General features: G+C 54.8%; 19 protein-coding genes. 13 read left to right on the top strand and 6 right to left on the bottom strand.

The features are described from left to right. Positions 1-48 precede the first annotated feature (48 nt). Entirely contained in the window at positions 49-1,062 is a 1,014-nt protein-coding gene (locus RAL88_RS06090; RefSeq protein WP_306268003.1) for a MoxR family ATPase, read from the bottom strand. 195 nt (positions 1,063-1,257) lie between these two features. Between RAL88_RS06090 and RAL88_RS06085 the strand changes: the two genes are divergently transcribed. Genes RAL88_RS06085 through RAL88_RS06060 form a run of 6 tightly spaced genes read left to right on the top strand, consistent with a single transcriptional unit; the run spans position 1,258 to position 4,884 of the window. Further along, positions 1,258-1,878, top strand: coding sequence for a DUF1285 domain-containing protein (locus RAL88_RS06085; RefSeq protein ID WP_371932165.1), 621 nt, complete (start codon positions 1,258-1,260; stop codon positions 1,876-1,878). A 29-nt stretch (positions 1,879-1,907) separates the two neighbouring features. Next, positions 1,908-2,525, top strand: a complete 618-nt coding sequence (locus tag RAL88_RS06080; protein WP_306268001.1) for a CoA pyrophosphatase — start codon at positions 1,908-1,910, stop codon at positions 2,523-2,525. Next, positions 2,522-2,809: a DUF6111 family protein gene (locus RAL88_RS06075; RefSeq protein WP_306267999.1), complete on the top strand. Its 288-nt coding sequence runs from the start codon at positions 2,522-2,524 to the stop codon at positions 2,807-2,809. Before RAL88_RS06080 ends, RAL88_RS06075 begins: the two co-directional genes overlap by 4 nt. Positions 2,810-2,812: 3 nt before the next feature. Beyond that, positions 2,813-4,060, top strand: a complete 1,248-nt coding sequence (locus RAL88_RS06070; protein ID WP_306267998.1) for a CCA tRNA nucleotidyltransferase — start codon at positions 2,813-2,815, stop codon at positions 4,058-4,060. Then, positions 4,053-4,364: a GNAT family N-acetyltransferase gene (locus tag RAL88_RS06065; RefSeq protein WP_306267996.1), complete on the top strand. Its 312-nt coding sequence runs from the start codon at positions 4,053-4,055 to the stop codon at positions 4,362-4,364. The genes RAL88_RS06070 and RAL88_RS06065 overlap by 8 nt, the downstream gene beginning before the upstream one ends. A gap of 58 nt (positions 4,365-4,422) precedes the next feature. Beyond that, on the top strand, positions 4,423-4,884 hold the full coding sequence (locus RAL88_RS06060; protein WP_306267995.1) for a GNAT family N-acetyltransferase: 462 nt from the start codon (positions 4,423-4,425) through the stop codon (positions 4,882-4,884). Between the two features lie 32 nt (positions 4,885-4,916). On the opposite strand, the gene RAL88_RS06055 is transcribed toward RAL88_RS06060, so the two are convergent. After that, positions 4,917-5,870 carry a LysR family transcriptional regulator gene (locus RAL88_RS06055; RefSeq protein WP_306267994.1) on the bottom strand — a complete coding sequence of 318 codons (954 nt, stop codon included), beginning with the start codon at positions 5,868-5,870 and terminating at the stop codon, positions 4,917-4,919. Between the two features lie 206 nt (positions 5,871-6,076). On the opposite strand from RAL88_RS06055, the gene RAL88_RS06050 reads away from it, so the two are divergent. Beyond that, positions 6,077-6,304: a transposase gene (locus tag RAL88_RS06050; RefSeq protein WP_306267993.1), complete on the top strand. Its 228-nt coding sequence runs from the start codon at positions 6,077-6,079 to the stop codon at positions 6,302-6,304. Here the strand turns inward: RAL88_RS06050 and RAL88_RS06045 are convergent. The 3 genes from RAL88_RS06045 to RAL88_RS06035 form a co-directional block, all read right to left on the bottom strand. Further along, positions 6,291-8,165, bottom strand: coding sequence for a bifunctional diguanylate cyclase/phosphodiesterase (locus tag RAL88_RS06045; protein ID WP_306267992.1), 1,875 nt, complete (start codon positions 8,163-8,165; stop codon positions 6,291-6,293). The genes RAL88_RS06050 and RAL88_RS06045 overlap by 14 nt on opposite strands. Positions 8,166-8,172: 7 nt before the next feature. Next, positions 8,173-9,066, bottom strand: coding sequence for a PstS family phosphate ABC transporter substrate-binding protein (locus RAL88_RS06040; RefSeq protein WP_306267991.1), 894 nt, complete (start codon positions 9,064-9,066; stop codon positions 8,173-8,175). 76 nt (positions 9,067-9,142) lie between these two features. Next, positions 9,143-9,400 carry a LysR family transcriptional regulator gene (locus RAL88_RS06035; RefSeq protein WP_306267989.1) on the bottom strand — a complete coding sequence of 86 codons (258 nt, stop codon included), beginning with the start codon at positions 9,398-9,400 and terminating at the stop codon, positions 9,143-9,145. Positions 9,401-9,516: 116 nt separating this feature from the next. Here RAL88_RS06035 and RAL88_RS06030 point away from each other — a divergent pair, with 116 nt between their 5' ends. The 5 genes from RAL88_RS06030 to RAL88_RS06010 all read left to right on the top strand — a co-directional run bounded on the left by RAL88_RS06030 (position 9,517) and on the right by RAL88_RS06010 (position 11,528). Continuing rightward, entirely contained in the window at positions 9,517-9,843 is a 327-nt protein-coding gene (locus RAL88_RS06030) for a hypothetical protein (protein ID WP_306267988.1), read from the top strand. 147 nt (positions 9,844-9,990) lie between these two features. Then, complete coding sequence (locus RAL88_RS06025; RefSeq protein ID WP_306267986.1) at positions 9,991-10,413, top strand: hypothetical protein; 423 nt, start codon at positions 9,991-9,993, stop codon at positions 10,411-10,413. A gap of 354 nt (positions 10,414-10,767) precedes the next feature. Next, positions 10,768-10,929 carry a hypothetical protein gene (locus RAL88_RS06020; RefSeq protein ID WP_306267984.1) on the top strand — a complete coding sequence of 54 codons (162 nt, stop codon included), beginning with the start codon at positions 10,768-10,770 and terminating at the stop codon, positions 10,927-10,929. Between the two features lie 144 nt (positions 10,930-11,073). After that, positions 11,074-11,235, top strand: a complete 162-nt coding sequence (locus tag RAL88_RS06015; RefSeq protein ID WP_306267982.1) for a hypothetical protein — start codon at positions 11,074-11,076, stop codon at positions 11,233-11,235. Positions 11,236-11,366: 131 nt separating this feature from the next. Beyond that, the gene (locus tag RAL88_RS06010; RefSeq protein ID WP_306267982.1) at positions 11,367-11,528 is read left to right on the top strand and encodes a hypothetical protein; all 162 of its coding nucleotides are present in this window, start codon (positions 11,367-11,369) and stop codon (positions 11,526-11,528) included. A 332-nt stretch (positions 11,529-11,860) separates the two neighbouring features. Here RAL88_RS06010 and RAL88_RS06005 read toward each other — a convergent pair whose 3' ends face one another. After that, complete coding sequence (locus RAL88_RS06005; protein WP_306267980.1) at positions 11,861-12,508, bottom strand: GntR family transcriptional regulator; 648 nt, start codon at positions 12,506-12,508, stop codon at positions 11,861-11,863. A gap of 232 nt (positions 12,509-12,740) precedes the next feature. On the opposite strand from RAL88_RS06005, the gene RAL88_RS06000 reads away from it, so the two are divergent. Beyond that, positions 12,741-13,730, top strand: a complete 990-nt coding sequence (locus RAL88_RS06000; protein WP_306267978.1) for a tripartite tricarboxylate transporter substrate binding protein — start codon at positions 12,741-12,743, stop codon at positions 13,728-13,730. Positions 13,731-13,737: the final 7 nt, after the last annotated feature.

Below are 13,737 nucleotides of genomic sequence, written 5' to 3'. Positions count from 1 at the left end.
TGGAAGAGCGAGCCTTTGCAAATACCTTGCCATGATGATGCAGCGCTCTCAAAGATGTGTCTCTACGAGATCTGCGATCAATTTGCGAACAGTAATGCCGTCCGCCCGTGCGGCAAAGGTTACCGCCATACGGTGCTGCAGAACCGGCCCGGCCAGTGCAACAATATCGTCCATCGAGGGCGCAAGGCGGCCATCAAGCAGGGCGCGGGCGCGGCAGGTCAGCATCAGCGCCTGTCCGGCGCGCGGTCCAGGGCCCCAGGCGATATGCCGGGTCAGGCCGTCTTCATCATTGCCCTCGGGGCGCGCGGCCCGCACCAGCGCCAGGATGGCGTCGACAATTTTTTCGCCAACCGGAATGCTGCGCACCAGCGCCTGCATGTCAAGCAGGCTTTCGGGCGATAGCACGGTCTCCGGCGTCGCGTCCTGTGAACCGGTGGTTTCAAGCAGGATCTGACGCTCGGCATCAAGTTCCGGATAGAGCACGTCAATCTGCATCAAAAACCGGTCAAGCTGTGCCTCCGGCAACGGATAGGTGCCCTCCTGCTCCAGCGGATTCTGGGTTGCCAATACATGAAACGGCGCGGGCAGATCGAACCGCTCTCCGGCGATGGTGACGTGATATTCCTGCATCGCCTGCAGCAATGCCGATTGCGTGCGCGGGCTGGCACGGTTGATTTCGTCAGCCATCAGCAACTGGCCGAAAATGGGCCCTTTGATAAAGCGGAAGTTGCGGCTGCCATCATTGCCCTGTTCCAGCACTTCAGAGCCAAGAATGTCGGACGGCATCAGATCGGGAGTGAATTGTATGCGCCTTGCATCGAGGCCGAGAACAATGCTCATTGTGTCGACGAGCTTGGTTTTGGCAAGGCCGGGCACGCCGACCAGCAGACCGTGGCCGCCGGCCAGAACCGTGGTCAATGCCTGCTCGACCACATCAGCCTGTCCGTAGATCACTTTGCCGATGGCGGTTTTGACCTGTTGCAGAAGTTCTGTTGCCTCGTCGGCCCGCACTACAATGTCCGATTGTCCGGCATCAGCCGGCGCTGTCGCTGTTTCGCTCATGGCATCCCCGTTGGCGCGCAGTATTGGCCTGCAATATTGGCCTTTATCTTGGGCGAAACCAAGACAGGCGTCGAGGCCTTAAATATTACAAATTGGCAGGAAATATGTTGCCTGTTTTGCATGTTTAGCCAAGGCTGCATAGATTGAGAGTGCTCAACAGGCGCGAAAGAGGATGCAGTGGCAGAAACAGGGAACATGGGGCAGGAAAAGTCCGAACGGCAGGCACGCTATGACAATATTCTGCGGGCGGCCAATCATCATGGCAAACGCGGCATGCCGCCAGTGGACAGTTGGAATCCGCCTTTTTGTGGTGATCTGGATATGAGCATTGCGCGCGATGGTACCTGGTTTTACATGGGCACGCCAATTGGACGGATGCCTCTGGTGAAACTGTTTTCATCGGTGTTGCGACATGATGAAGATGGCCGCTACCTGCTGGTCACACCGGTGGAAAAGGTTGGTCTTCAGGTTGAGGATGTTCCCTTCATCGGTGTTGAACTGGACAGGATAAGTCAGGATGACGGCACCGATGCGCTGGTTCTGCGCACAAATGTTGATGATGTGGTGGTGATTTCACAAGACCATCCGCTGCGCTTCGCGATTGATGCGGAAACCGGAGGGCTGACGCCTTATTGCCTGATCCGCGGACGGCTGGAAGCGCGGCTTGGCAGGCCATTACTGTATCAGTTGGCCGATTTTGGCGAAGAGGCCGAGATTGACGGGGAGTCCTGGTTTGGCGTTGCAAGTTGTGGCCGGTTTTTTGCCATGATGGCAATGGCGGATCTGGCCCGCGCTATGGAAAACAGCCCCTCGTGAGGGATAGGGCAACGCCATCCGCAGGCAACATGACGGACCCCGTGCTGGCGGAGTTTCGCAGGCGGTTCTCAGCGGCTTTCGGTCCCGGCAAGCCGCGGCTGGAAACCGGAGACCACATGCTTGATCTGCAGCGGCCACAGCCGCCGAAACTGCTCAAGCCCGCAGCCGTTCTGATTCCCATCGTGCAGCATGTGGACGGGGCGACAGTGCTGCTGACCCACCGCACCGAAACCCTGTCATCCCATGCCGGGCAGATCGCCTTTCCAGGTGGCAGAACGGATGCGACAGACGCATTCTCACCGATGACTGCGCTGCGTGAAGCGCAGGAGGAAATTGGGCTGGCACCACAAAGTGTTCATCTGCTGGGTAAAATGCACCCCTATGCAACCGGCAGTGGCTATGACATCACACCTGTGGTCGGTCTGGTAAAGCCGCCTTTGAAACTGTTTGCCAATCCTGATGAGGTGAATGCAATATTCGAAGTTCCGCTGGCTTTCCTGATGAGCGGCAGCAATTATCAAAAGCTGGAACTGGAATGGAAGGGGGCAATGCGACAGACTTATGCAATACCCTATGAGACACACTATATCTGGGGCGTTACCGCCGGAATTCTGAAAACTCTTTACGAGACCCTGTATCCATCATGACTCGATTTTATCTGACTTATGCAATTTTGTTCCTGGTGCCATTCGCGCTTTACGTATCCTATATTTATTTCAGCATGGGCCGGACGGCGATCCGTGAAAGCCTGACGGTCAAGGCACTTGGCTGGCTGTCAGTGATAGGGGCCGGTTTGACTGTGGTGGTTATTGTGGTGCTGACCAATTATACCGGCTTTTCCGCTGACGGGGTCTATCAGCCGGCCCGCTTTGAAGATGGCCAATTGCTGCCGGGCAATATCGTCGAACCGGAACCAACCACCCCGGAGTAGGTTGTGACCAGGTGTGACACCCACAAAGCCTTGTTCCAGGAAACATTTCTGCACGAAAAGCAGCTTTGCAGATTGATGCGGGCGCTGGGTGGCGGAGCGGATCAGGTGCGGGTTGTTGGCGGGGCGGTGCGCAACGCGCTGCGCGGCCTTGCCGTGAGTGATCTGGATCTGGCCTGTGTGCATCCCCCGAATGAGGTGATGAAGCGGGCCGCAGCGGCCGGTTTCAAGACCGTGCCGACCGGGATTGATCATGGGACTGTCACCGTCGTCGGCAATGGCACAAAATATGAAGTCACGACTTTGCGCGAGGACATCGAAACCGATGGCCGCCGCGCCATTGTGCGCTTTGGCACCGACTGGCAGCATGACATGGAGCGCCGGGATTTCACCATGAATGCGCTGAGCGTGGATCGTGACGGCGTGTTGTATGATCTGGTGGCGGGATTGGATGATTGTCTGCGCGGCCGAGTGCGTTTTATTGGAACCGCGCGTCAGCGCATTGCAGAAGATGCCCTGCGGATTTTGCGGTTTTTCCGCTTCTCCGCGCATTATGGAGAAGGCATGCCGGATGCAGAGGGGCTTGCCGCATCGCTGAACAATTTGCAATTGCTGGACCAGTTGTCGGCGGAGCGCATTCAGCGCGAGATCAAAAAACTGCTGTCTGCACCGCGGCCGGCGCAACTCAGCACGGTGATGAAAGCGGCAAATGCTGTGCTGACGCAGCTTCATCTGGGCGTAGAGGGTGCGGATTTTGCTGCTCTGGCAAAGTGTGACCGTGTCGACTGGTCCTTGCGTGCTGTAGTGTTGTGGAAACAGCAGAGGGACCGACTGTTGCAAACTGTCCGGGATTTGAAGTTCTCCAAAGCCGAGATTGGCAGGCTTGAAACCTTATTCGCAGCTCTGGAATTTCTGGAAAAATGCGGCTTTGACGATGCTTTTCAGATCCGGCTTGCGGCCTATCATTTCGGGCCGGATGTGGCCGATGAAGTGGCCTATCTGGCGAGCCGGCCGGTCGCTAATTGTGATGAGCAATATTCGGCCTGGGCAAAGCCGTTGAAAGACTGGCAGGTGCCGTTGTTTCCTGTGAAAGCCGCCGATCTGAAGCAACAGGGCCTGAAGCCCGGCCCAGAAATGGGCCGCTGCCTGAAGGCCCTGGAAACAATCTGGATCGAGGGTCTATTTGTGCCCTCGCGCGCCGCTTTGCTGGAGAAAATGGCGTTATCAATGAAAAAGGAGAGCCGTGATGGCTGATTTTGAAATTGTGTTCAGTGAGGGTGACAGTAAAGGAGTTTTCTCACTCTACGCGCCGAAGGACGGCCATGACGGACCAGTGAAATCCGGTGAAATGACCGTCTCCAAAGCCGGTGAAACGACCTGGATCATTGATCATACTGGCGTCGATGATGCGATGAAGGGGACCGGCGCTGCCGTTGCGCTGGTGAAGCGCGGTGTGGAACTGGCGCGCGAACGCGGGCTGAAAATCATTCCTCTCTGCTCCTATGCAAAAGTTCAGTTTCAAAGATACAGCGAATATCAGGATGTACTGAAGAGATGATCTGCGCTGCGGCAAAGGTTGCCTGCGGCTCTCGCCAATTAGCAAAGGGCAAAGTTGCATGATTGTTCGCGCGCCGCTTCTGGCGGAATGCGAAGCCCTTTTCGATTTGTGCCTACGCTCCAAAGCTCATTGGGGGTATGATGACGCCTTTCTTGCAGCTTGCCGGGAAGAGCTGACCGTCACCGGGGCGATGATGCAAAGCTCCGCGATGGCGGTGGCTGAATGTGATGGTGTGGTGTACGGGCTGGTCCAGTTGGACCTGACACCGTCCGAGGCGGTTCTGGAAAAAATATTTGTGGTGCCGGAGGCAATTGGCACGGGCATCGGCAAGGCCTTGTTTCGGTGGGCCGTGATGGCGGCGAAAGATACCGGTGCGGGTAGTTTTACCATTGACAGCGACCCAAATGCGGTTGCGTTTTACCGGCATATGGGGGCGGTTCTGATTGGCTCCTCGCCGTCCGGTTCAATAGCGGGACGCCTGTTGCCGAAATTGCGATATGTGATTGATCTGACGATCTGACACGGCCTGCGATTGCCGTCCTGTCGAAACGATCATTCAGGCAAAGGGCTATGGCCCTCATTAAGCGGCAACAGGGTTTCCGCGATCAGCTCGCGCAGCCATTTATGGGCCGGGTTGGCTGTCGAGCGTTTGTGCCAGATCATGTGAATCAGAGGCGGATCAATCGGCATTGGCGGCCGGTAAATCTGCAACCCCGCCTTTGGAGCAATGTAACTCGCCAGCTGTTCGGGGATGAGAGCGATCAGGTCGGATTCGCTGACGGCGCGGTAGACGCCTGAAAATACCGGCATGGTCATCTTCACCTGCCGGGTGCGGCCAACCCGGGCAAGGGCCTGATCTCCGAGTGCTGTCAATTTGCCTTCAGGCGAGAACAGCACATGACCAAGATCGCAGAAAAGATCGATCGGCACCACATCCCCCGGCGCCAGCCCAGCGCGGGCAATGCGCGGATTGGCGCTGCGTGCAACGACAGAAAAGTTGGACGAAAACACCGGCTGGTGCGCCACCCAGTCGGGGAATGGCGTGGCAGGTATAAGGGCGATGTCGACCTCATAGTGCTCCAGTGTTTCAACATAATTGTCGGGCACCAGATCAACCAGTTGCACCCGAATGCCCGGCGCTCGTTTCGACAGTTGATCGGCAAGTTTGGGCATCAGCATTTCGGCAAAAAAGTCACTGCCCGACAGTTTGAACGTATCTGTGGATAGGGCGGGGTCGAACGCTTCTGGACCCGATAGCAGATATTCGATCCGGTCGAGCGCCTCGCGCAGCGGGATGGCCAGCGTGCGGGCATAGTCGGTTGGCTCCAGTCCCTGTCCGCGGCGGATGAATAACTCATCGCGCAGTGCCAGCCGAAGCCGTCCCAAAGCGGCAGACACAGCTGGTTGCGACAGGCCGATCCGTGCGCCGGCCCTGACCGTGGACCCTTCGTGCAACAGAGCATCGAGGACGCGCAACAGATTCATGTCGAAGGATTTTATATTCACCACACGAATACCTCTCATCCAGATATACGATTTTTTATATTCGTAGCTTTAATCCATACTTATTCCGATCCAAAGCGCGCATTTGGTTGGCAGCGGGGCATGCCTATTTTCCAAGCGTACATCCGGAGCGGGCTGAATTGTCTGGCCATCGCCGGCGGATTGCAAAGGTTTACGGTATTGAGAAAGGAACGCGGGGGTGTTCCCTTGTGCCACGGGTCTCACTACGCCAGAAAAATGCCCAACTGATCTTTGATGATCTGGAAACATGGCTGCACGCGCAGCTGCCCAAAATCGCCGACAAGTCGCTGTCGGCTAAAGCCATCCGTCATGCGCTGAGCTGGATGCCAAAGACCCGGGCTTGTCTCGACAATGGCTTTCTGAAATTGGACAACACCAGTGCGGAATGCGCAATGAAACCTGCTAGGCTCGTCTGACGCCTTGCGAATGGAACCCTATTGAGTTCCCGCCTTCGAATTTGTTCCATTCCCGGTCGGCTAATAGTTCGGAAATAGACGCCGAGGGCAGTGGTTTGCTGAAGTAGAAACCCTGGACTTCCTTGCAGCCATGATTTCGCAAGAAGTTCGCTTGTTCGATGGTTTCCACACCTTCGGCATTGGAGGTCATTCCCATTGAGGCTCCAATTGCGATGATCGCTTCAATAATGCTGTCAGCCTCGAGAGACGATCCCAAATCTTTTGTGAATGATCGGTCGATCTTGATCTTGTCGAAGGGAAAACGACGCAGGTAGCTGAGGCTTGAATATCCGGTGCCAAAATCATCCATCGCAATCTTCACGCCCATTGCCTGCAAATCTGAGAGCACCGATATGGCTTCATCGGTGTGGCTCAACAGAACCCCTTCGGTGATTTCAATTTCCAAACGGGCAGGGTCAATACCCTCAACCTCAAGCGCGTTTCGGACCGTGTCAACCAAATTACCCTGCCGGAATTGAACAGGAGACACATTCACCGCGAAGGTCAATTCGGGCCATTCCTTGGCCTGACGGCACGCTTGACGTATGACCCAGTCGCCGATGGGGATAATAAGACCACACTCTTCTGCTATCGGGATGAATTCGTCGGGAGTGATCGGTCCGCCGGTGGTGCGGTTCCATCTCAGCAGCGCCTCCACGCTTTTGATCGAATTCGTCGCCAGATCTATCTGCGGCTGGTAAAACAGTTCGAGTTCATTTTTCTGGATTGCCGTCCTCAGGCCTGTCTCAATCTCTCTACGAGCGACCAGAGCTTGATTCATCTCTTCCTGAAAATATCGATAAGTACCTCGCCTTTCCCTTTTGGCTCCGTACAAGGCCATATCTGCCTGGCGCAACATCGCTTGCCCGTCGATTTCGTCGCTTTGGGTCCGTATCGATATGCCGACGCTGGCACCAATGATGATTTCATTGCCTTCCAAATCGAACGGTTCGGAGACTGCTGCGATCAACCGTTCGGCAAGGATTAATGATCCAGCGGGCTGGTCGACGTGCTTCTGGATAATTGCAAATTCATCGCCGCCGATACGTGCAAGAACATCATTGCTACGCAAAGAAGATGTCATTCGCTCTGTGGCTTGTTGCAATAACTCATCGCCAGCGGCGTGACCGAGAATATCATTGACCTCCTTAAATTTATCCAGATCGATGCAAAGAACAGCAAGAGCGGTTTTTTGGCGACCAACATCTTCAATGGAATGCAGAAGCCACTCGTTAAAAAGCGACCGGTTGGGCAAATTGGTCAGAGGATCGTGGCTTGCAAGAAACGATGCGCGTTCGCTTGCACGCCTGAGAAGGGTCAACGGAAATGTCCGCAGGAAGAAAAATGCCCCAAAGGCGACAATCGACGTCGCCAACAGCAGCAACACTGAAGTTTTTGCCACATCAAAAACACTGTGCGTAACAATGAGTGTGCCAACTTCGCGCCCGGCATCATGCAGCGGTTGACTGGTCGATACAAGCGGTGCGCGGAGATTATCGGGACCTGTCTGAGTGACTGTTTCAGCGTCAGCGTTCCTGACTTCTATTTTTTGTGGCAGCTTGTTAACAGCGATCAATTCATTGATGCGAAGGGTTTCAAACTCCCACATTGTCGGGTTGCGCCCGATGATCTGTGACAGGTTTCTGGCATGCAATTGCGATTCCGTTTCGGTATGGCCTTTTTCAATTTTTGCACCGTAGTAATAGTGCAGCAGAGGTGGAAAAATCGCGATGAATATTGCAATTGACAGTGCCATCAACGTGGAAAATCGAACCACTCCCGGCGCTATCGGCGATGTTATCTTCGGTGTTGGGTGTTTCATCTACGGGTCACCGCGCCGGCGTATGGTCGGTGGCGGCCAGGACGGATTGCGCTTCTTCGGAAAAAATAAATTCGAAAAATTGGGAAGCCATGTTTGACGGGTTCTGCGTTTTCACGATGTACAGGCTCTTGCTGAACGTCGCGTCCTGAGGGGCAACACCACCAGCTTCTGGCAGGACGCCATTGAGGATCAGAACCTTCAGGCGTCTGTTCTCGGTCGCAATCTGGCCCAAAGCTACGGCGCCGATGGAGCCTTCCAGTCGTTCGAGTGTTTCCGCGTTTTCCTGATCGTTTGTGGCTTTCAACAAGCCCGCTCTTTCATGCGCTGCTACGATTGCTTGCGACACCGCATCAGACAGGCTGCTCAAAATTTGTGTGTCTGTTTCGGAAACAGGACGCAGCACCAATCGTACTGGCTGACCGGATGGCCAATGAGTCATTTCCCCCGAGTACATCTGTGCGAGTTGTTGCGTTGTCACCGCATCCGCATCTGTGTCCAACGACGTGACAACAGCGAGCGGCGTTGTGGCGTAAAGTCTTGCCTGAGCCCCCTTTTCTTGTTCGGCCTCTTTCAACTCGCGCGATGCAACCGACAGATCAACGGCGCCGGCGAGCAAGGCTTTGATGCCTCCCGAACTTCCAAGGCTGGGAAGCACCTCCACCATTGTGCCCGGATGTTGTTTTTCAAAGGCAGAGCCAAGCAGAATCATACCGCCCAGCGCGACACCTGTTCCACCTATACGCAAGGTTTCCGCATGAGCCATACCGCTGGCGCTGACTATCAGGGATGAAACAATTCCGGCAACTAAGAATGGCAAACGCATTTTGAGCAAGGTGCTCCCATTGTCTGAATGTAACTGCTGCAGATATTGTCGATACAGGCGTAAAAATTTAGACAACAACGCAGAAGTTATTTGATGGAATGCAATCTCTGGTTTCCATTTTAACTTATGTCATGTGGTTTATTCGCAAATTGGACTACTCGCCAAATGCTGGAGGGGTTCGGGCATAAATTAAGCTGCTCCTGTCACATGTGCCGGGTTGGTCGGTCGGCTCCAGGCCCTGGCTGTGGCGAATGAACAAGTCATTGCGCTGCGCCAGCCGAAGCTGAACCAGAGCGGCAGACACAGCTGGTTGCGTCAGCCCGATCCGTGCGCCGGCCCTGACCGTGGACCCTTCGTGCAACTGAGCATCGAGGACGCGCAGCAGATTCATGTCGAAGGATTTTATATTCACCACACGAATACCTTTCATACAGATATACGATTTTTTATATTCGGAGCTTTAATCCATACTTATTCCGAACCAAAGCGCCTTGGTTTACCTGTTTTGTCCGATCTATGGAGGATGCGATGACGGATTCACTGCTTGGTGCTGATGCTGTTGAATGGCTCGGCACCCATTATACAACCCTGCTCAGTGCGGCCCAGAGCGACGGAAGCCTGTCGGTGATCGATAGCGTTGCACCGCCCAATTCAGGCCCACCCCGGCATATTCATCATGACGCTGACGAGACCTTTGTGACGCTCACAGGCGATGCTGAATTCTGGATCGAAGGCGATATTTTATCTGCGGCCCGGTGCCGCAGCCTTTGTGCCACGCGGCAAATCTTACACATTTCGCATCGTCAGCAATACGCCATCGCGCCATCTGGTGATTCTGACACCGGGTGGTTTTGAGGGATTTTTTGCGGAAAATGACCGCAGGTCAATTCCGCATACCGCAAGATATGGCGGCCATCGATGAAAGCGCGTCGCGATTCAATCTCAGCTTTACCGGACCGCCTCTGGCTGCGCACTAGAAAACAGGATTTGAGGAGAGATCTGATGAAGAATATCGCAACCTGGTTTTTCGTCACTGGTGCCAGTTTTGCCCTTATCGGCATGGCATGGGGAATCCAGATGTCAGCCACACAGAACCATACATTGTCGCCGGCCCATGGCCATCTCAATCTGATCGGCTTTGTGGCGATGTCGGTGTTCGGCACCTATTATGCCCTGACGCCGCAGGCCGCAGCTTCCAGGCTGGCAAAAATCCACTTTGCTCTCACTGTTGCGGCAGTGGTGATCTTGGTCCCCGGAATTGCCATGGCGATCAGCGGCAGCGGCGAGAGCCTAGCCAAAGGCGGGTCAGTTCTGGCGGTGCTGGCAATGGCGCTGTTCGTTTATACAGCGGCACGCAATGGCGTGGGGCAGGCGGAGAGGGCGGCCCTTGCACCGGGCAAGATCCATATGGAGCCAGCGGAGTAGCCCGACAGGCATTTTACAGCCGGGCAGGGCAGCGAGATTAGTTTCGCGGCCCTGTCATTTTGCTCCATTTCAGGAATTCGCAGAGTTTCCCGCCGCTATTTCCAGACACGGTTTTATCACGGGACTACACACAATGGTGAGGCTGATTGGCATTTCCGTGAGCTGGGAAATCGGCATCCGCAGAAGTCCGCCATTGTGTCGGAGCGCTCTCACGGCGCTGTGAATGTTCAGTCTGAGCGAACGGATTGTCCCTGTTTAAATTGCAAATACAGCGCCCTAAATCATCGTCATCGAGAGGCATTCACCACTCGCAACAAACCAAAATAACGAAAACCAATAACAAGGAATAAGAAAATGACTTTTCGTAAAATCGCAGCTCCTATCTTGATCCTCAGCTCTATCGTTCTTGGCGCTTCTGCTGCCAGTGCCGGTGTTTACAACCCGGCCAATGACAGCTCACCAGATGCCATGACCCCCGGCTTTACCGGCCTGGCCCTGGACCTGTCCGGCAAATAAGCGGATCAGCTGATCCCTTCCCCGAACCGGATGCCGATGGCTCTCGCCAGCTCTCCTCCCAAAGCTCTCCTCCCAAAGCTGATGAAGCCAGCGGCACCCGGTTCAAACCAGATTAAATGTCGACCAAAAACAAGGAATAAAACAATGACATTCTCAAAGATCGCAGCACCTATCCTGATCCTCAGTTCAATCGTTCTTGGCGCGTCTGCTGCCAGTGCCGGTGTTTACAACCCGGCCAATGACAGCTCGCCAGATGCCATGACACCCGGCTTTACCGGCCTGGCTCTGGACCTGTCCGGCAAATAAGCCGGAACAGCTGATCCCGTCCCCGAACCGGATGCCGGCGGCTCTCACCAGCTCTCCTCCCAAAGCTGATGAAGCCAGCGGCACCCGGTTCAAACCAGATTAAATGTCGACCAAAAACAAGGAATAAAACAATGACATTCTCAAAGATCGCAGCACCTATCCTGATCCTCAGTTCAATCGTTCTTGGCGCGTCTGCTGCCAGTGCCGGTGTTTACAACCCGGCCAATGACAGCTCGCCAGATGCCATGACCCCCGGCTTTACCGGCCTGGCCTTGGATCTGTCCGGCAAATAAGCCGGAACAGCGCAACAGCACGCTTGTTGCGGCAAGGATCTCGCCGCCCTCACATTGTTCGCCCCTAGAGTTTGCTCTTGGGCCGGGCGGCGGGATCTGAGCACCAAAACTGAATACGCAGTTGAGCAATCAGACGGACCAAGCCGCCAAGAACAATAATAATAATCGCGACATGCCAGAGCTGACCAGAGCTGACCAGAGCTGACCAGAACTGATCAGAGCTGATGCTCCACCTTTCAAAGCCCTCCGATCCAGTCGGCGGGCTTTCCTGTTTTGGACAGCCAGTCGCAGGTGTCAGGGGCCGAAATATTCCTTATGTGGGAAGACCGGACTCAACCACTGATTTGCAGGTCGTCTTCCATCAATTGCTCATCGATGGCGACCGCTGCAGCAGACAGATGCAGCCTCATTTTTTCCGCTGCCACTTCAGGCTTGCGGTTTTCCAGGGCCTCAATGATCTGCCGGTGCTCTACTTGTGAAGCTGCTCGGCGGTCGGCGGATTTGAATGGAACTCTCTGGAAAGGTGCAATTCGGACTCTGCAGAACTCGACAGAATCCTGGAGATCGGGATTGTGAGTGGCTGCGATAATCGCGCCATGGAACTTGCGATTTTCCAGAGCATAAGCGTCCGGGTCCTGCGCAATATGACTGGCCTCGCAAGCCTCATGAATTTTGTTCAGGCGCCCCAGTTCGACAGCTGTGATGCGACTGGCTGCTATGCGCGCGCAAAGAGTTTCCAACTCGATTGAAGCCTCGCAAAGCGAGCCCAGCCGTTGCCTGTCAATTTCCTGAACAATGGTCCCGGCATGGGGCTTGTTGGAGACAAGGCCGGCTGAAATCAGCTGTTTCAAAGCCTCACGGACCGGTGTGCGCGACACGCCATATTGTTCTGCCAGCCGACGCTCATCCAGACGGGTGCCGGGCTTGATGGCGTTCGCCAGAATCTCATCGGCAATCTTCCTGCGAAGGACGTTTGCCATGGTATCCCCTTTGTCGACTTTTAGCTGATGCGGGAGCTTCACGACACCTCCTGATTGGTTTCATCAATCTTTTTGGCATGGAACAATGAGGCAGACCAGTGCGCAAATTCAGGGTTGTACTCTGAATACAGTTTTGGTATGCCATATATGGTAATTGCATGCAAACTGGATCTTCCAGCCATTCTTCAAACTGTGGCTGAGATGTTTTTGCTATAACAAGGGAGGACACGTGATGAAACATACCAAATTCCAGATTTCTATCAGATCCGTCTGGGCTCTGATGCTTGCTCTGGGCATGATGACTACAATTTCGCAGGCCTGGGCAGCAGGATTTCCGGACAAACCGGTCACCCTGGTAGTCGGTTCGACACCGGGCTCGGCACCGGACACTATTGCCCGTATCGTCGCAAACAGAATGAGTGAATCTCTGGGCCAGCCGGTTGTTGTAGAAAACCGGCCCGGCGCGGCAGGGAGCATTGGCGCAAGTTCAGTGGCGCGGGCTGAGCCGGATGGCTACACGTTGATGATGATGACGGCAGTGCACTCGATTTCTCCATCCGTCAGAGATGATCTCACCTACAGTTTTGCCGATGATTTCCAGGCCGTTGGAATGGTGGCATCCGTGCCGCTGCTGTTTGTCGTCAATAATGACCTTGGCACAAAGGATATGGCGGCCTTTATCGAGCGGGCAAAGCAGGGCGACATTTTCTATTCCACGCCGGGAATCGGCACGATTCAACATCTGGCGACTGAGGACTTCGCAAAATCCGCAGGAATTAAGATGACGATCGTTCCCTATAAGGGAGGCGGCGCGGCAACCAAGGCCGTTATTGCCAATGAGGTGCAGCTGTTCTTTGCCGGAATTCCGCCAGCTCTGCCGCATGTGAAAAACGGTGCCCTGACTGCGCTGGGCATTTCAACACCGAAGCGATCGGCGGCAGCGCCGGATGTTCCGACCTTTCAGGAGCTGGGCTTTGAAGGATACGATGTCGACAACTGGCATGCGCTTTATGTCCCCGCCGGAACGCCTGCAGATGTGATCGGAAAATTGTCCAAAGCTCTGAATGATGCAATCGCATTGCCCGACACAGCTGAGAAGTTCCTCAGTGTCGGTGCGTCTCCGAACCCGAATACGCCGGAAATTCAGGATGCGTTCGGGATCAGTGAAATTGCACGGTGGAAAAATGTGATCGAGACCAATCAGATCGAACTCGGAAAGTAAGCGGTTC

The organism is Pararhizobium sp. IMCC3301 (assembly GCF_030758315.1).
Lineage (GTDB): Bacteria > Pseudomonadota > Alphaproteobacteria > Rhizobiales.
Note: the sequence above shows the minus strand (reverse complement) of the source record. Positions and strands in the feature narration are given on the sequence as shown.